This window comes from Streptomyces sp. ATexAB-D23 (assembly GCF_000373645.1).
Taxonomy (GTDB): Bacteria; Actinomycetota; Actinomycetes; order Streptomycetales; family Streptomycetaceae; genus Streptomyces; species Streptomyces castrisilvae.
Genome location: NZ_KB892001.1, coordinates 240,770 through 258,665, shown reverse-complemented (window position 1 = coordinate 258,665; position 17,896 = coordinate 240,770). Strand labels below are relative to the sequence as shown.

Sequence of the window (17,896 nt, the reverse complement as noted above, 5' to 3'; positions counted from 1 at the left end):
CGGGGCAGGCCCCTTGGTGTGTGTCTCAGATGACGAGCGGCTCGAAGGACCAGAACCCGGGCCCGGTATCCGCCGACGCCGCCGTGAGCGCCTGCCGGCAGGCCGCTGCCAGCGGGTGGCGGGGCCCCAGCACGGCATCGGCCCGCGCGCTGTTCTCCCGCCCCAGCAGCGGCACGTCCGGCAGCCCTTCGGTCCCGGCCCGGACCAGGACCGTGTTCAGCGCGCACCCGATGGTCCAGGGATGGTCATCCCCGACCGCCTCCGCCATTGCGACGCGGGCCAGTTCGACCTCCTCGGCTCCCCGGCCCCGGTCCCCCGCCGTCCAAAGCATCAGCCCCAGGTTTCCCTCGGCGCCGATGGTGTACGGGTGATCGGCACCCAGCATGCCCCGATAGCCGGCCACGACCTGTTCGTGGAGCCGCAGCGCCGGGCCTGGGGCACCCGCCTCCCGCTGCGCGCCCGCGACCCCTGCGGTGATCAGAAGGGTGAGGGGGGCGTGCTCTCCCAGCATCCGCAGCGCGTCCTCCCTGACCCCGACGAGGTCCATGAGCGCGGTCCCTGCCCCCTCCAGCGCGTACCGGCACAGCGCCAGCTGGTACTGCCCACGCAGCGTCTGCGGGTTGTTGTCGCCCATCACCCGCAGATGGTGCTCGACCGTTTCCCGCAGGGCGTGCCCCGCTTCGCGGTGCCGGCCCAGGAGCCTGAGGTCCGTGGCGAGGTTGATCTCCGAGTACAGGGCCGGTGGCGCGTCCGCGGACAGCACGGCCCGGCGCAGTTCCAGCGTGCGTTCGTCCTGTTCCAGCGCTTGGGCGTACCGGCCGAGCAGTCGCAGCGAGACGGCGAGGTTGTTCTCCGCGTTGAGGGTGCGGGGGTCCTCCGGTCCGAGCAGCCTTCGATCGCGTTCCAGGATGGACGCGGAGAGCTCCAGGGCCTCCTGGTAACGGCCGAGGCCGCGCAGATCGGCGGCCAGCCCGCCGGCGGCCCGCAGGTGGTCCAGGTCCAGTTCGCCGCGCTCGGTGGCCAGGAAGTCGGCGGTGGCGCGCTCGACCCTCTCGCTGCTCCGGTAGTCGCCGAGGGCCCGCAGCAGATTGGCGTAGTGGTGACGCAGGTCCCAGATCCGGGGGTCGGCGGCGCCCAGCAGCCTCTCCCAGGACTCCATCGCGGGCGTGGCGAACCGGATGCCGCTGCCGTACTCCCCGGAGAGGTACATGTAGCGGAGGCAGTTGAGGACCAGTTGGTGCACCTGTTGGTCCGTGCTGTCCAGGACCCCGGCCCATTCGAGGTGGGTGGTGAGGGCGGCGTACGCCGGCCAGTGACGGATGTCCGAGGGATCGCCCGGATCGACGGCGGCCAGCGCGCGGCGGGCTCCGGTGGCGAGAGCCCGCCGGTCGTGCTCCGGCACGTCCTTGCGGATGATCCGGTGGACCAGGCGGTGCAGGTGGACGGACTCACCGCCCTCGGCCCCGTGCGGCTCCACGCGGATCACGGAGTATTCGCGCAACCGGCGGATCGTCGTGCTCCACAGCGCCGGATCGCGGATCACGCCCGCGAGCCGCTCGGGCAGTCCGTCCGGCGAAACCGCCTTGAGCAGCCGTACGGAAACGGAGCCCGGCGCGAAGAAGCCGCACAGGCGCAGCAGGTCGACGGCTTCCGGGGCGGCGTCCTGGAGCCTGTTCAGCAGGATCGCCCATGCGGTCCGGAAGGTGAGCGGGAAGTCGGCCGACACCTTGACGACGTCCTGGTCGGCGCCGTGGCCGAGCAGCCCGATGTACTCCTCGACGGACATGACCGATTCGTTCAGCCAGCCCGCCGTCTGGTCGAGCAGCAGCGGGAGGTCCTCCAGCGCCCCTGCCAGCCGGGCGGCTTCGGTGGGGGTGAGGCGCGGGGCCCGGCGGCGGACGAACGCGACCGACTCCTGGTGCGTGTAGGCAGGTACGTCGAGGGCCCGGACGTCGTACTCCCCCCACTCCGGGTTGCGGGAGGTGATCAGGACGTGCCCGGGTCCGAGGGGTACCAGGTCCCGCAACTGTTCGGGTTCGTCCGCCCCGTCCAGGATCAGCAGCCACTGGGCGTACGGCTCGCCCCTGCCCAGCGCCTCGCGTACGGCCCGCAGCCGCTCGCCGTACTCGACACCGGTGGACAGGCCCAGCACCGGGGCGAGTTCGGCGAGCTTCTGCCGGTAGCCCGAGCGCCGGTCGGCCGGCACCCACCACACGACGTCGTACTCGGAGCCGAAACGGTAGACGTACTCCGCCGCCAGCTGTGTCTTGCCGATGCCGGGCATGCCGTGCAGGACCACTCGGTGCCGCCCCGGCTCGGCCGTGTGGAACATCTCGTGCATGGCCGGCAGCAGTTCTTCGCGGCCGGTGAAGCGCGGGTTGCGGCGAGGCACCCCGCCCCACACGGCGGGCGGGTCCGCGGGGAAGCGCGGGCCGGGCAGTGCGGCCGGTTCCCCGGGCAGTGGCCGCGTGGGCAGACCCAGGAGCACCAGCAGCCGTCGCTCCGCCTCGTCGGCGTGTACGCGGATGAAGTCCACCGCGCTCAGCGCCGAGGCGGCGCCGGGCAGCGCCGACTCCGTGAGGCGCACCGCCGCGAACCGGTCGGGGTCGGGTACGACGACCTCGCGCAGGGCGCGGTTCCACTCCTCGTGGCTGCGGAGTTCCGGCTGGACGTAGTACTCGCTGAGCAGGAGCAGGACCCGGCCGGGGGCGCGAGCGAGGTCCCGAAGGGCCTCTTCGAGTGGCAGATCGGGCGGTGGGGACCAGGTCCGGTGGAACACGCGCACTCCGCGCAGCTCCAGCCGGTGGCCGATCCACCCCGCCCAGGCCCGATTGGATCCGGCGGCGCTGATGGTGATGCTCCGGTCGGGGCGGTCGGCTTCGACCGGCGGTCCGGGGTGCGCGGGGGACGTCTCCGGCCCGCGGACGAGGGTGCCGGGCCGCGCCCCGCCGGAGTGCGCCGACTCCGTGATGACACAGGCCAGTTCTTCCTTGCGCACCGAAGCGCCCCACTGGTTGAAGACGGTCAGCCGCAGCACGCCGGGGCCGCTGGAGGGCCCCGCGGTGACGAGGAACGTCGCCGGGCCGTACGTACCGCCGAAGCGGTGCAGGACGACACCGGGGTCGTCGAGTGCCTCGCAGACGAAGTACGGCGCCCCCTCCAGGGCCACGCTGAACGCCAGTTCCTCCTCGTCGTCGTACGGCCAGGCATCGATGTCCGTCCGGCCCCGGGCGTCGAGCGGACCGCGCAGGTCGACGCTGACGCACTGGACGAGTCCGGGTCGCACCTCGGGCAGCCAGCCCACGACGGGTTCGATCAGCAGGGGACGTTCGTCGCGGGTCACAGCCCGCCCCCTTCCGTCGGAGCCGGGGTGCCCTGGTGGCGTCCGGTGAGGCGCAGCGTGCTGAGCGGGTGTCCGTAGTACTGGAACATCAGGCTGTACAGCAGCCGCAGCACGTTCCGCTGCCGCCTTGTGTCGAAGGTGCCGTCGTCCCTGACCATCATCGGTACGCCGCCGCCGATCAGGAACGTGTCGTGGACCCCGGCGCGAAACGCCCGCAGCGCGCCGGCCACCGGCCGGTCGGGGTCCTCGGTCACGGTGTCGACGATCCGGCGGATCATCACCCGGGCCTCGGAGTCACCGACCTCGCCGGCCGAGACGATGCAGCCGCCGGCGCCGTTGCGCAGGAATATCTGTGTGAAGCCACGCAGATACTGTCTGCCGTCCCCGCCGTAGTCGAGGAACCGCCCGGAGTGGCATGCGTTCAGGCAGACCAGCGTGTCGTCCCGGCTCAGCAGGCGCATGTCGAGGTCGTCGTAGTCCGCCCAGGTCCCGCCGGCCAGGGTGAGTCTGCTGAGCTCGTGGTCGAAGGTGCCGTGGCAGCCCATGTAGACGAGGCCGGTCCGCTGTTCGGTGACGTCGTCGAGGTTGTTCAGGAAGCTCTCGATGCCGAAGTGCGTCCGGTGTTCGTACTGTTCGAAGAACTCCTGGTCACGGCTCATGTCGGGGTGGAAGAAGCCCAGCACCGCGCCGTTGGGCGCGACCGCCCTGTCGGGGAAGTCGTCCAGCCAGCGCGCCACGTCCACGAGCGCGCCCAAGGGGCCTCCGCGCAGCCCGGCCTCCGGTACGGCGGGCAGGTCGAGTGCTTCCCACGGCAGGTCGAAGCCCGTCTGGTCGAGGACGACGATCTGCAGCCCGTCGCCGTGGGCGAGCCGGCACCGGTTGATCCAACTGGTGAGCCCCTGCTGGTACTTCGACCAGCGCCGAATGGACCGGAAGAGTTCGGAGGGCGGCGTGCCACTCCGGCGTGCGTGGCCGAGGCCGATGTCCCGGGGTCGTAGTTGGCCGCTTCCCGTGGTGTACGGGAAGTGGTCCACCCCGTCGCACCACGCCTCGACTCCGAATGCCTCCGCGGCACCCGCACCCGTGTGGTGGCGCGCGACGCGGATGCGGGCGTACGTCGTGTCGGGTGCCCGCGCGGCGTCGACGGGCGCGGCGCCCAGACCGCGCGGCTGCGCCGTCCGTGCCCCTTCCGGTGCCGGAGTCCGTGCCCCTTCCGGTGCCGGAGTCCGCCGGACGGGCGGGGCCTGCGCGGCCGACACGGCCGGGCCGCGGATCGGGCGGGCCCTGCCCTCAGCCATGACGCGCCTCCGGGGCCACGGCCTCGGGCTCCTGCGGGCCGTTGGCGTCCCCGGCCTCCCACCGTCCGACGACACCGCCGCCGAGTGCCTCGGCCAGGGCGGTCGCAAGGCGGCTGTACGGGTGCCGGCCCGGGTCGACGACCACGCTGCGCAGCCGGCTGCGGCCCAGGGCACGGATGTGGCCGGCCACCGCCACCGCGTCGTCGACGCCGGCCCGTTGGACCGGGCCCGGCCCCGGCCGTCCGCTGCGGCTCGCGGTGAGCGGCACATTGCCGCGGCCGTCGGTGACGACGACCAGCAGCGCTTCGATCAGTCCGGCGCTGTGGTGCCGGAACGCGCGCCGCAGGGCCTGTCCCGCCAGGTCGAGTCCGTGCGCGAGCGGGGTGGCTCGTCCTGGCCGCCGGGCCAGCGCGGCGGCGATCCTGGGGTCGCGGGTGGACCGGGCGGTGAACGAGCGGGAGCGGAGTTCGTTCGGCTCCCCCTCGCCCCCGACCTCCACGATCTGGACGGAGGCCCGGGTGACGTAGGCCCAGTGCAGGAACGGTTCGAGCGTCGCGTACCAGTCCCAGTCGCCGCGGCACGTGTGGTCGAGCACCAGGGTCAGGGTCCGCACCGGTTCCGGCGCCCGTATGTAGCCCCGCAGATCGGGCGGGGCGATCACCAGCGAATCGCCGGCACCGCCCCGTACCGCCCGGTACTTGGCGGCTTCCATCGCGGTGCGGACCGGAGCCAGGTCCCACAGGTCGCGGGCGCGCCGCACCCCGACGACCGGTCCGCGGGAGGCGCGCCCACCCGTGGTGCGGCGGGCGGGTGTCCGCAGTGTGGCCTCCCCCGGCCCCGGGCCCGCCCTGTCCTCCGGGTACGGGACATCCGCGTGCGGCACTTCCCCGGCGGCCGGTGCGAGGCCGAGCGGCACTGCGGAGTCCGGGCCGTGCACCGGGGTGCCCGTTTCCGCGTCCCGGTCCGGACTCCGCGGCGGCTCGGGGCTGTGGTGGCGGCTGCCGGGCCGGGGAGGTCCGGGCAGCTCGTGCTCCGGGGGCGGTTGCGGCGGCGTTCCGGGGCGGTGGACGGTGCGGAGGCGGATCAGCCGTGCCGCCCGGTCCACGTGGCCGGCCGTGACCGGGAGCGGTCCGCCGTCGGACGGGCGCCTCTCGGCCGCGGTGGGCCCTGCCTCGTCCAGCCGGGCCAGGCCCCGGGCGATGCGGGCGAGGGCGAGTTCGCGGCGGTGACCACCGCTCTCCCGCTCGTCCAGGTGTTCCAACACGGTCGACGCGGCCTCGTCCGTGAGCGTGAGGCAGGGCCGGGGAGTCTCGGGGTCGAGGGCGCGCGCCCAGTCTGCGGGGAGTGTGCCGAGCGGGTCCGGGCCGGGGTGCGGCCGCAGCCCCGGGACGGCGAGGCGCACGGAGAAGCGGTCCAGCAGGTGGGGTGAGACCAGCTCGGTGTCCTCGGCGCGGCAGCACGCCAGCCATCGTGTGCGGGGCCGGCCGTCGTGCCGGGTGCCCGTGTGCGCGACGGTGTCCGCGCCGAGCAGTCGTACGGCGGCGCGCATGCCCGGGACGCTCAACCGGGCCAGGTCGGGTACGACGACCAGCCGGGGGCCGTTCCCCGTCTCGGCCAGCGGGCCGGGCCCGAGGGTGAACTCGATGCCCGCGGGGCCCCGATGGACCCGGGGCCGTATCCACAGGTCCTCGTCGAGCGTGGCGGAGTCCAGGAAGGTCCGGGGCACGGTACGGCCCGAGGGGTGTCCGCAGGACCGGCCGAGCACGTCCGCGAACACCCCGGCGACGGGGGAGAGGTATTCGGGCGGGAGATCGAACAGGAGCACGCCCGTGAGGGACGGCTCCAGGGCGGAGCAGACGAGCGCGGTCAGCAACCGGCCGGGGAGGTCGTCCGGCTCCCCCGGGCCCTGGTTCGGTGTCGGCCGTTCGGGCATCGGCGCGTCAGCCGAAGAGCTCGTCGATTGCGGCTTCCTCGTCCTGCCCCCAGGCCGGCTCCGGACCGTGCACGGACTCGGGCCTGCGGTGGCGCAGGGCGAGCGGCAGGACGCGGCGCACATGGCGGGCATTCACCCGCTCCGTGTCCTCCCGTGCGGCGAGGGCACGGGCGGCCTTGGCCACCAGCAGATCACCACGCTGCCCGACGGCACCTGTCCGGGCAGCCGCTTCGGCGCAGAGCCGGCTGACGTCCGCCTCCAGCCGTACCGCTGTCAGCCGGGCGCGCGCGGCGAGCAGGCCGTCACGCAGGCGCCGGTTGTCCTCCTCGGCGGCCCGTAGCCAGCCGGAGTTCGCGCGGAGGCGCTCCTCCTCGAAGGCGAGCACGGTGGTGATCATCCGGTGCCGCTCCTCGATGTCCAGCTCCGCGGCCGTCACCATCAGCCCGAACCGGTCCAGGAGCTGGGCCCGCAGACTGCCTTCCTCGGGGTTCATCGTGCCGACGAGCCCGAACGAGACATGGGTCTCGGTGTCGATTCCCTCCCGCTGGACGGAGAGGACGCCGGTGGACACCACGTCGAGGATGATGTTGACGATGTGGTCGTCGAGGAGGTTGACCTCGTCGACGTACAACAGCCCCTTGTCGTGGGCCTCTTCGAGGAGCCCTCGTTGCCGTCTGGCTTCCCCGTGCATCAGCGCGTCCAGCTCCCAGCCGCCGAGCACCCGGTCGTCGGTCGCGTTGATCGGCAGGGTCACGGGCATGCACCCGCCGGTCATCAGCGCGAAGGCCCGCACCACGGTGGACTTGGCCGTGCCGCGCTGCCCCGCGATGAGCACGCCGCCGATGGCCGGGTCGATGAAGTTCAGCTCCAGGGCCAGCTTCAGCTCGCCCTGCCCGACGATACGGCTGTACGGGAGGATCGGCGCCGGCGACGCCTCCCGCGCCGTGTCCCTCACGAGGGCGCCACCACCGCGACCGCCTGCTCCTCGCGCCCCGGCTGCCAGCGGAAGGTGACCTGGATCTGCGCCTCCGCACCGGCCTTGACCACGGCGGCCATCCCCGCCTCGAAGGTGATGCCGACCTGGAGCTCGACCTCGTCGGGCCGCAGCCCGTCCCCGAGGTCGCCCAGCCTGCGCATGGCCTGGGAGGCGCAGCGGCGGGCGAGGTCGAGGCCGTCCCCGTACAGATCACCCGCCGCCCCGAGCGCACGGCGGGCGGCACCCGCACCGTCCCGCGTCTCCTCGCTCCCGTACAGCGAGTCCGCGTCGGTGACGGGTGCCCCGGTGGCGGTGAACGCCTCGACGTCCACCACGACCGGTATGGGACCGTCCTCGCCGGGTGCCGGTGAACCCACAACGACAGCCATCGTTGCCCCCCATGAGCGCTCAAGTAGCCTTTTGCACAAGGTTACTGATGCAATATCAGCTGCACCAGATCATCAAATGGTCAGCGGTTCGAAGTCCCAGTACGGGCGGTTGCGGGAGCGGGCCGAGACCGTGTGGACGTGCTGGGCTCCGAGGGTCGATGCCAGATCGTCCAAGGCCTCGCTCTCGATCTTCTCGGCCTTCTGCCGGTCGCGGAGGCCGCGCAGGTCCGCGGCGTGGGCGATCCGGGCGGACAGCGTCAGCGGGTGGGTGCGGCCGAGCACCTCGACGGCCCGGGTGATGACCGAGTCCGTCAGCGCTGCGGCTGCCTCCGGATCGCCCACGAGGTTGCGCAGCGCCGAGGCGTTGATGGCACAGCCAAGAGTCCACGGATGGTTCTCGCCGACGGCCCGGGTCATGGTGGCGAGCGCTTCCTCCAGGAGCACGTGGGCGTGGTCCCGCTCCCCCACGTTGCGCAGGATCAGGGCGTGGTTGCCCCGGGAGCCGGCCGCGTACGGGTGTTCCTCGCCGAGCATGTCCGCGTACCCGCTCACGACCTTCTCGCTTATGGCGCGGGCCTGGTCGATATTGCCGTGCTCACGGGCGAAGCAGCTCTGGCCGGCAGCGAACATCATCGTCAGCGGGTCGCTGTCGCCGAGGACACGTTCGCAGCGCTCCAGGACCCGGGTGAACAGGTTGGCCGCCTTGGCACGGTCCCCGTTGCGGTAGTGGCACAGTGCGAGGTTGTGCTCGGCGCGCAGGGTCTGCGGATTGTCGGAGCCAAGGACCCGCCGGTGGACCTGGACGCTCTGGTTCTGGAGCGACAGCGCTTCGTTGTAGCGGCCGAGCAGGCGCAGATCCGTGGAGTAGTGGATCTCGGAGAAGAGGGTCCAGGTGTGCCGTTGGCGGAGCAGCTGGCGGCGGGCATCCAGGGTGCGCCCGTTGAGCTCCAGGGACTCCGCGTACCTGCCCAGCAGCCGCAGCGTCATGGCGAGGTTGTTCTGCGCGTTGAGCGTGCGGGAGTCCTGGTCGCCGAGCAGATCGTGGTAGCCGGCCAGGACCCAGCTGGAGATCTCCAGCGCCTCGTCGTAGCGGCCGAGGCCGCGCAGGTCGGCGGCGAGTCCGGTGGCGGCGCGCAGGTGCTCCAGGTCCTCGGTGCCACGTTCGGCGCGCAGGTGCTCCACCGCCGCCCGTTCGATGGCCTCCGTGCCGGCGTAGTCTCCGACGGCCCTGAGGACGTTCGCGTAGTGGTAACTGAGGTCCCAGATCCTGGAGTGGTTCTCGCCGAACATCTCCCGCCAGGCGGCCAGCGCGCGTTCGCCCAGCTTGATGCCGGCCCGGTACTCCCCGGACAGGTACATGTAGCGCAGGCAGTTGAGGACCAGGGTCTGCACGGCCGGGTCGGTGCTCTTGAGTACGTCGGCCCACTTCAGGTGCGGGGTGATCTCGGCGTACGCGGGCCACAGGCGGGTGTCGGTGGGGCGGCCGGGGTCCGCCGCCGCGAGGGCGCGGCGGACGACGTCGATGAACTCCTGGCGGTTCTCCTCCGACATGTCGTGGCCGACGATCTGGTGGACCATGCGGTGCATGTAGATGGATTCCCCGGAGGACGCCGCGTCCTCGACCGATTCGTGCGACTCCAGGCGGACCACCGAGTACTGGCGGAGCTGGCCGATCGCCTTGTTCCACAGCAGGGGGTCGTTCATCAGGCCGGCGACCTGTTCCGGCAGGTCCCCGGGCGGCATGTCCTTCAGGAGCCGTACGGGGATGGAGCCGGGCGCGAAGAAGCTGCACAGGCGCAGCAGGTCGACGGACTCGGGGACGGTGTCCCTGAGCTTGTTCAGCAGTATCGACCAGGCGGTCTGGAAGGCGAGGGGGAAGTCCGCCGAGACCTTGACGACGTCCTGGTCGATCCCGCCTTCGAGGAGTTCGATGTACTCCTCCACCGACAGGTCGGAGTCGTTGAGCCAGCCGGCCGTCTGGTCGAGGAGCAGCGGCAGGTCTTCGAGGGCCTCGGCCAGTTGGTCGGCCTCGGCGGGCGTCAGGCGCGGAGCACGACGGCGGATGAAGGCGACGGACTCGTCGCGCCGGTATACGGGCACCTCGACGAGGTTGCTGTTGTGCTCGCTCCACTCCGGGTTGCGGGAGGTGATCAGCACGTGCCCGGGGCCGGTGGGCACCAGGTCCCAGATCTGGTCGGGCTCGTCGGCGCCGTCCAGGACGAGCAGCCAGTGGGCGTGCGGGTCGCCGCGGCGCAGCGAGTCGCGGACGGCACGCAGCCGTTCGCCGTACTCGGCGCCGGTGGCCAGTCCCAGTTCGGGGGCGAGTTCGGCCAGCTTCTGCCGGTAGAGCGCGCGCCGGTCCGCGGGCACCCACCAGACCACGTCGTACTCGGAGCCGAAGCGGTAGACGTATTCGGCGGCCAGCTGCGTCTTGCCGACGCCGGACATGCCGTGCAGGGTCACGACCCCGGCGCCCGGCCCCGACTCCTGAAGCTCCCGGTAGGCGTCGGTGAGCAGTTGCTCGCGCCCGGTGAAGCGGATGTTGCGGCGCGGCACCCCGCCCCACACCTGCGGGGTGTCGGAGGGGAATCGCGGACCCGGTGAGGTGTCGGCGTCGGGCAGCGGGCCGGTGGGCAGGCCCAGCCGGACGAGGAGCCGCCGCTCGGCCTCCTCGGCGCCGACGTTGGTGAGGTCGGCCGCGCCGAAGGCGGAGGTGGCCCCGGGCAGCGCCGACGTGGTGACGCACACCGCGGCGAACCGGTCCGGGTTGGGGGCGATTTCCGAGCGCAGCGCCCTGTTCCACTCGTCGTGGCTCCGGGGCCCGAGCTGGAAGTACCAGTCACTGAGGACGACCAGGACGCGTCCGCGCGCGAGGGTCAGATCACGCAGCGACTCCTCCAGCGGAATCTCCACCGGGGGGTTCCACCGCTGCTGGACGACCGTCACACCACGTCGCTCCAGGCGGTTCGCGATCCACGCCGCCCAGGCGCGGTTGAAACCGGCGAAACTGATGGTGACGGTTTGCGCCCCGGTTGCTCCAACTTGCTTACGCGATACGGGCATTCAACCGTCTCCCCTGCCTCGATGCGAGCCTTCTCAACATACCCCGGAGCATGCACGCTCCGACCGGGATCCGGGCGATGTTCACTGCCTTCGCGAGCCGTTCCTCTGCTGCCATATCACGCTCGCGGTACTCACGTACGCCTGCGCACGAGCGAGGTACTCCGCAGGAGGCGGGGAATCGTCCAGACGGTGGTAGACCGTGATCATCTCGTTGACCACCGTCCTGCCCTCGGGGGTCAGCGCCGCCGATCCGGCGAGCACGGGCAGTACGGCGCCGACCTGTTCGCGGCAGCGGGCGTGCTCGGACCAGGCCAGGTCGCGGTGGGTGACCCGGCGTGCGCGCAGCGCGAACCGCTGCCAGTAGTCGGCGAGGGCGAGGTGCGAGTAGGCGCCCTGCAGGAGCCCGTCGAAGGGCCGGGGGTCGGGGCGCCAGGGGGCGAAGTAGCGCGGTGTCGCGTCCTCTCGGTGGAGCGGAACCACAGCGGTGAGCGCGGCCAGTTTTGTGTGCTGGAGTTCATGGACGAGCGTGGCGGCGAAGTAGGCCGAACTAGTCGGTTTGCTGCTCAGGACGGCCCCGAACGCCTCGCTCCGCGTTCCGCTGCAATGCGCCGCCCCCTCGCCCGTGGGTCCGTGGCCGGTCGGCGGCCCGAGCGGCACCACGCAGCGCAGCAGCACACCGGCCTCGGTGAGGCGGTGCTCGCCGCCGATCCGGAGCAGGGGCTCCACCCCGGACCAGGAAGCGGCCCACTCCTTGCGCTCGTGGTCACCGATGCGCGTGGCCCCGCTCAGCCCGTACCGCGGAAGACCGCCGCCGTCGTCGATGCCGTACGGGTCGGCGTCGTCGAGGGACACGGGGCTGCCGCCTGGCGGTATCGCCCGGAGCATGAGCACCGGGAGCCAGCGGGGATCGCCCGAGCTCATCGTCCCGTCCGGGTGGCACCTGACCGTGAGCTCGGGCCCTCCCTCCGGCCGCAGTGTCAGCTCATCGTCGCGATAGCCGAGTTCGACGGGTCCGGCGCCGGTTCGGACGGCACCCAGGGTGGGCAGGCAGACCAGCCCGCCGCGTGGGAGGAGCCGGCTCTCGAACGCCACTCCCGCCCGGATCGCCGCCGCGGCCGCGAGTGCGGTCAGGTGGGCCAGGTCCGCGAGGAGGTCCGGGCCCGCGGCCGGGGCGGTGAGGCCGCCCAGCAGGCGCTGCGCCCAGGGGCCGGCCAGGGGGTGGAACAGGACGGTGCGCACCGCGGCCCGGTCGGTGCGTTCGGCGGCTTCGAGCAGGGCCCAGTCCTCGCGGAGCCGGTCCAGCAGTGGGGGTGGGCACACGGTCGCCGGCGCGGCCGACGCCGCGTCGAGCACCGCCCTCAGCAGGAGGAGGCGGCGGGTGTCCTGGTCGCGGACGAGCAGGCCGAGGGACGCGGCGTCGCCCTCGGTGCGGCCGAGTTCGCGCAGGACGTGGTCGGGGATCGCGGTGCTCATGGGGGGTCTCCAGCGGTTGCTTCGGCGAGCCTGGCGGCCACGTGGCGGACCAGCCGTTCGAGGTCGGCGCAGTAGACGGAGGGGTTGGCGAAGCCGTTGTCCGCGCGATAGCGGTGCGCGTAGTGGCCGCCACCGCACACGGTCAGCAGCGGGCAGGCGCGGCAGGCGGCGGCGAGCGCGCCGGCTCCCGCCTGGCGGGCGGCGACGCCGGGGTGGCGCAGGGCGTCGTCGAAGGTGTGGCGGAAGACGTCGAGGCCGGTGGCGGCCGCGCCGTCGTACGCGGACTTGAGGGAGTCGACCTGCTCGATGGAGCCGTCCGTCTCGACCACGACCGCGTTCACCGGGTCGAGACCGAGGGACTCGGTGGCGGCGGGCAGTCCGAGGAGCAGGGCGACGCACTCCTCGAAGAGCCGGATGCGGGTCTCCCGCCCGGGGGCCGGCCACCAGCGGTCGAAGACGGCGCACAGCCAGTCGCCGTACGGGGTGGCGCGGCCCGATCCCGGGCCCATGGCCGTGTCCGTGGGGCCGGGCAGTCCGGGCGGCGGGCTGGACCAGTTGCCGTGCGGCAGGAGGAGGTCCAGGGCCGGGGGGCGCAGGGTGAGCAGCGACTCGTACATCTCCACGGGGTCCGTGCGCGGGTCGACGACGGTGAGGATGCCCGCGTACGCGTCGGGATGGTGGTCGGCCAGGAGCCGGGCGCCGCGTGAGGCGGCGGGCCAGGAGGGGCGGCCGGCGTGGTCGGTGCGCAGGGTGTTGTGGGCGGCCAGGCCGCCGTCGAGGCTGATGCCGACGCGGATGCCGTGCCGGGCGAGGGTGGTGATCCCGGCGTCGGTGAGCAGGGTGGCGTTCGTCTGCACGGTGGTGTGGACGGCGCATCCCGCCGGCACCCGCGCGCGCACCGCGTCGGCGAGGGCCGCCAGCCGGCCGGGTCCGGCGAGGAGGGGTTCACCGCCGTGCAGGACGAGGGCGACGCTACGGAGCCCGTGGGCCGTCGCGTGCTCGGCGATGCGGCCGGCGGTGCGGTCCAGGACGGCGGGGGACGCGGCGGCGGGGCGGTCGCGCCAGGTCCGGTCGGGGCCCTCGTACAGGTAGCAGTAGCGGCAGGCGAGGTTGCACCGGCCGTGCACCTTCACGATGAACTGGCCGAAGGGGACCGGCGTCGCGCCCGGTCCGTCCGCCGGTGCCTGGCCCGCGCGGAGGTGCGCACGGGCATCGCGCCGCGGCGCCCGTTCCGCGGACCGCTCCTCCCGGGGCGTCGTCCGTCCAGCCACTCAAGCACCCCCGTGCTGTACGCCGGCCGGGGTGGCCCCCGATACCGGCCCGGAGGGAGTGTCCCCGGCGTACGGCATGCGCAGCCCCGTCGTGGGCCACGATGTCTTGATCGGGCACACCCAGGGCCGAAACCGTGCGGTGCCCGGGACGCGGGACGGCGCCACCGGACCGCGGCCATCCGCCCGGGACAGCCGTCGGTGGACCCTCCTGTGCGGACCGTGCCGGTGGACGTCCTCCTCAGAAGGCGTTGGTGAACCCCCAGAGCATTTCCCTCGGCTGCTCCACCCGCCCCCGCAGATCCGCCACCACCTCGGTCAGCACCGGGTGGTCCAGGGTCCGCAGGGTCGCCAGGTCCAGGCCCAGCAGGTCGGGCAGTTCCCCCGTGCCCGTCGTGGCCGTTGCGTCGTTCCGTGCCGACTCGCTGCTCATCACGCCTCCCCGTACCGCACTGCCGGGCCGGCCGGCCCACCGCTCGTCGTCGAGCGCGCGCCGCCGGTCCCGTGTCCTGGGTCTGATCTGCCTGTCTCCGCTGCCCGGACCTTCGCGCGGGCGGCGGCCGCGGGGCCGTCGCCGTGCTCGTCGTTGAGCACTCAGCGCTCCAGTTCGGCGAGCCGCCCGGTGGTGGACTCACCCGCCGCGCCGCCGCCGTCGGGCAGTTTGCGCCACTCCTGCCGGGCCGCCCGGTACGCGTCCCGCGCGGCCCGGGGGCGGCCCGCTCTCTCATACGTCATACCCCGCCAGTGGTTGGCTGTAGCAGCCAACTCCACCGCTTCCCGCAGATGTTGTGGACTGTCCGGCTCCGTTTGTGCCTCGGCCGCGGACTCGGCGGCCGATCTGAAGGCCTCCGCCGCCTCGTCGCGCCGGGCCGGGCGGCCGAGGACTCCGGCGGCCTGGAGGAGGGCCCGGCCCAGCTCCAGCCAGCAGTGCGCGGCGGTGAGCGGGGCCGTGGCCTCCTCGGCGGCGAGCTTGAAGAGGTACTCCGCCTCGCGCAGGTCGACCCGGTCCGCGGTGGCGCGGTGCCTCAGCATCAGAGCGCGGCCGAGCATCAGCAGGCGCTCCGACTGGTGCGCTCCCCCGGCCGGCATCTCGGAGCGGCAGTCCCGCAGCACCCGTACCGCGGCCCCGATGTGCCGCGTGCCGTCCGGGAGTTCGGCGCGGCGCAGCAGGGTGGCGCCCCACTCGGCGAGGAGGTCGGTGTAGGCGCGGGAGTCGCGCGGGATGCCGCGGGCCGCGCGGGCGAACCACTCGGTGGCGTTGACGAGTTCGGCGGGGTCGCCGGTGTGCTCGTAGCGGGCGACCCGGACCCTGCCCGCCCTGGTCTGGAGCTGGGCGCGCCGGCGCTGGTCGCGTACGGTCTCCAGCGCGTGGGCGGTGAGGGTGGCGGCCTCCTCGGGCTCGGCGCCCGAGGCGAGCAGTGCGTCGACCAGGTCCAGGACGATGCGCGTCTCGGTGCCCAGGGTCTGCCGGCCGCCCTGTGCGAAGGCGGTGCGCAGGGAACGGGCCGACTGGCGGGCGTACTCCCGGGACTGTTCCTCGTCCTGGGTGGCGCGGGCCAGCTTCAGCAGGGTCCGGCCGTGCTGGAGCGGCAGGACGGCGGGCCGGTTCTCCTGGTCGGGCCAGGCGTCGGCGAAGGCCTCCAGCATGCCGCAGGCGCTCTGGAGCAGGGCGGTGTCGCCGTCGAGCCGCCACTGCGCCTCCAGGGCCCGCACCCGCTCCAGGGTGAGCCGCAGCGCCTCGCCGGGCTCAAGGCCGGGGGCCGCGCAGGCCGCGGTGTACTCGCGGTCGGCGCGCCGCAGGAGTTCCAGGGCGCCCCGGCGGTCACCGCGCCTGCGCCGGTCGTCCGCCGCCGCGTGCAGCACCTTGGCGAGCACCGCCCGCTCCCGTACGGCACCGGGGCGGGCGGCCCGCTCGGCGGCGCGTTCGGCCTCTTCGAGGAGGTCGGCGCCGCCCTGCACCTCCCACAGCCGCAGCACGCAGCGCGCGTACTCCGACCAGAGCTCGGGATCGGCGGCCGGCGTCCGGCTGTTCTCGGCGGCGCCTCTGAGCAGCTGTACGGCGTCGATCAGGCGCTGCACCATCTTGTCGGCCTCGAAGTGCCGCACGAGTTCACGCGCGCGCCGCACGGCGAGGCCGCCCGCGGGGGGCGAAGGGGTCCCGGGGGTCTTCGGCTCCCGGGTCACGAATCTGGGGGGCACAGGCATGAATCGCTCCAGTACGCGGGCTGCGACCTCGGCAAAGGCGTGGGGGACGCGCGGACCGCCGCGCCTCTCGTTCCCCTCGGCCCCCTCGTTCTCCTCACTCTCGTCGGCGTCTTCCCCGTCCCCGTCCGTGTCCGTGTGCCCGTCGTTGGGCTGTACGTCCTCGGCCCCGCGCGGCCGGCCGGTACCCGGCCCGGGGCCGTGTCCGGCGTCGCGTACCGTGCCGTCGCCGAGCTGGGCGTAGGCCAGGGCCGGGAAGTTGGGCCCGCCCTTGCCGAACCGCTGCTCTATGTATTGCGAACAGTGCTTGAGTACGAGTAGAGCCTCGTCCCGGCCGAGCGGCCCGAGCAGCGCCTCCTGCACGTCGGGTTCGAACGCGTACCACTGTCCGCGCCCGGTGCCGCCGTCGACCCTTCTGAGGAGGCCGCTCAGCAGCACCTCGGCCAGCTCGGCGGGGCCCGAGTGGGGCAGCATCGTGCGCTGCACCAGCTGCATGACCGGCAGGTAGAGGGGGGCCGCCGCGAGGTAGACGGCGAGCTGGCCGGCGACCGGGGAGGCCGTCGAACGGAACCGGCTGACCAGTTGGAGCGAGGACAGCGTGCCGCCCCTGCGGCGGGCGGCCGCTTCGGGCTGGTCGGCCCTGACCCAGCCGACCGCACCGGGGACGGACGCGGCGCCGGTACCGGAGAGCAGCTTCGCCCAGGCCGCGAGCGCGTCCGGCACCGGGGGCAGGACCGGCACGGCCAGGGCCCCCGGGTGGATGTCGGGGCCCGTTCCGGCGTCGCCCGTGACCTTCAGCAGGGCCGCGCCACCCGGGCCCTCGCCCCGGGTCAGCGAGCCGAAGGTGACGGGCAGCCTCGTCCGGTTCCACATGCGCTGCGGCAGCGGCTGCAGTACGGCCACGGGGGCCAGGCGGGCGAGCTGGTGCAGCAGCCGGTGGGCGTGGCCGCTGCGCCAGAGGGGGCCCGCGCAGTCGCTGACCACGACCGTGACGCGGCGCCCGGTCGGGTCGCTGAGCCGGTCCGCCGAGTGAAGTGGGGCCGCGGCCGGGTCGGGGCTGCGGCTGACCGCGCATCCGCCGTCCGGGCCCTGGTGCAGATAGCGCACCTGTACGTCCCTGAACGCCCCCAACTGCGCGAAGATCTGCTGGAGTTCCCCGAAGAGCCGGTCCCAGACCAGCATCGAGGACGAGGCGTCCATCACGCACTGGACGATGGCGTCTCCCCGCCGGACCCCCCGGAAGACCGGCATGATCACGCCGCCCGCGCGGGCACTGCGTTCCGCGGTCGCGGTCTCGTCCAGGACACGGCGCAGCGGGGCGGAGACCGGGTGGTAGCGCTGCAACGGGCGCAGCGCGCGGGAGAGTTCGAGGGGGGCGGGCAGGACGGGGGCGGCCGGTACGCCGAGGGGCAGCACGGTGGCGCGGGCGTGCGCGCCGGAGCGCGCGCCGCCGGTCCGGGGCGCGTCCCGGTCCTCCGTGTCCGTGGCGTCGCCGGTCCGGGCACGCCCGGGGACGGGGTGCAGGGAGATCCGCTCGCCGTCCCCCGGCTCCCGCTCCGCGCCCCGGCGGTCGTCCCGGGCGGCTTCCGAAGTGCGTACGTCCGGTGCGGTGAGCGTGCCGACACGGCCCCGGGCGGCGGCCCCGCCGGAGGACCGGGCGCCCGAGAGCAGCGCGCCGGCCCCGCCGTCGCCGGCGTCGGGCGCGCCGGGGCCGCGGGTCCACTGGGCCAGCCAGAGCGCGTCGCAGAGCTGCTCGACGTCGGGTTCGAGCCCGGCCGCGCGCAGCCGGGCGACGAGTTCGGGCAGCAGCCCGTCCTCGTACGGCTCCGAGACACCGGGTGCGCCGGGCGCCTCGGGTGCGCCGGGCGCCTCGGGTGCACCAGGCGCCCCAGCCGCACCGGGCGTCCCAGCCGCCTCAGGCACACCACGCACGCCAGCCGCCCCATGCACC

The 17,896-nt window shown here is 73.7% G+C and carries 10 protein-coding genes; all 10 read right to left on the bottom strand.

The features are described 5' to 3' along the window. Positions 1 to 25: 25 nt before the first annotated feature. Positions 26 to 3,343 (bottom strand): FxSxx-COOH system tetratricopeptide repeat protein, encoded by a 3,318-nt coding sequence (gene fxsT / locus B082_RS0101150; RefSeq protein WP_018549981.1) that lies wholly within the window; start codon positions 3,341 to 3,343, stop codon positions 26 to 28. Continuing rightward, positions 3,340 to 4,641: a CHAT domain-containing protein gene (locus B082_RS0101145; protein ID WP_018549980.1), complete on the bottom strand. Its 1,302-nt coding sequence runs from the start codon at positions 4,639 to 4,641 to the stop codon at positions 3,340 to 3,342. The genes fxsT (B082_RS0101150) and B082_RS0101145 overlap by 4 nt, the downstream gene beginning before the upstream one ends. After that, positions 4,634 to 6,574, bottom strand: coding sequence for a hypothetical protein (locus B082_RS0101140; protein WP_018549979.1), 1,941 nt, complete (start codon positions 6,572 to 6,574; stop codon positions 4,634 to 4,636). Before B082_RS0101140 ends, B082_RS0101145 begins: the two co-directional genes overlap by 8 nt. 7 nt (positions 6,575 to 6,581) lie before the next feature. Then, positions 6,582 to 7,529, bottom strand: coding sequence for an AAA family ATPase (locus B082_RS0101135; protein ID WP_018549978.1), 948 nt, complete (start codon positions 7,527 to 7,529; stop codon positions 6,582 to 6,584). Beyond that, positions 7,526 to 7,939 (bottom strand): CU044_2847 family protein, encoded by a 414-nt coding sequence (locus B082_RS0101130; protein ID WP_202453318.1) that lies wholly within the window; start codon positions 7,937 to 7,939, stop codon positions 7,526 to 7,528. The genes B082_RS0101135 and B082_RS0101130 overlap by 4 nt, the downstream gene beginning before the upstream one ends. A 72-nt stretch (positions 7,940 to 8,011) precedes the next feature. Beyond that, entirely contained in the window at positions 8,012 to 11,002 is a 2,991-nt protein-coding gene (fxsT, locus tag B082_RS0101125; RefSeq protein WP_026249299.1) for an FxSxx-COOH system tetratricopeptide repeat protein, read from the bottom strand. A gap of 81 nt (positions 11,003 to 11,083) precedes the next feature. Further along, positions 11,084 to 12,475 (bottom strand): aKG-HExxH-type peptide beta-hydroxylase, encoded by a 1,392-nt coding sequence (locus B082_RS0101120; RefSeq protein ID WP_018549975.1) that lies wholly within the window; start codon positions 12,473 to 12,475, stop codon positions 11,084 to 11,086. Beyond that, the gene (locus B082_RS0101115) at positions 12,472 to 13,611 is read right to left on the bottom strand and encodes an FxsB family cyclophane-forming radical SAM/SPASM peptide maturase (RefSeq protein WP_234018102.1); all 1,140 of its coding nucleotides are present in this window, start codon (positions 13,609 to 13,611) and stop codon (positions 12,472 to 12,474) included. Before B082_RS0101115 ends, B082_RS0101120 begins: the two co-directional genes overlap by 4 nt. A 373-nt stretch (positions 13,612 to 13,984) precedes the next feature. Further along, positions 13,985 to 14,176, bottom strand: coding sequence for an FxSxx-COOH cyclophane-containing RiPP peptide (fxsA, locus tag B082_RS0101110; protein ID WP_018549973.1), 192 nt, complete (start codon positions 14,174 to 14,176; stop codon positions 13,985 to 13,987). A 161-nt stretch (positions 14,177 to 14,337) separates the two neighbouring features. After that, entirely contained in the window at positions 14,338 to 17,868 is a 3,531-nt protein-coding gene (locus B082_RS0101105) for an SAV_2336 N-terminal domain-related protein (RefSeq protein ID WP_420707653.1), read from the bottom strand. Between the last annotated feature and the right edge of the window lie 28 nt (positions 17,869 to 17,896).

Bases quoted from the DNA above. Each gene is read 5' to 3' on its own strand.
- B082_RS0101145 (WP_018549980.1), bottom strand. From the start codon at position 4,641: ATGGCTGAGGGCAGGGCCCGCCCGATCCGCGGCCCGGCCGTGTCGGCC.
- B082_RS0101140 (WP_018549979.1), bottom strand. From the start codon at position 6,574: ATGCCCGAACGGCCGACACCGAACCAGGGCCCGGGGGAGCCGGACGAC.
- B082_RS0101130 (WP_202453318.1), bottom strand. From the start codon at position 7,939: ATGGCTGTCGTTGTGGGTTCACCGGCACCCGGCGAGGACGGTCCCATA.
- fxsT (WP_026249299.1), bottom strand. From the start codon at position 11,002: ATGCCCGTATCGCGTAAGCAAGTTGGAGCAACCGGGGCGCAAACCGTC.
- B082_RS0101120 (WP_018549975.1), bottom strand. From the start codon at position 12,475: ATGAGCACCGCGATCCCCGACCACGTCCTGCGCGAACTCGGCCGCACC.
- fxsA (WP_018549973.1), bottom strand. From the start codon at position 14,176: ATGAGCAGCGAGTCGGCACGGAACGACGCAACGGCCACGACGGGCACG.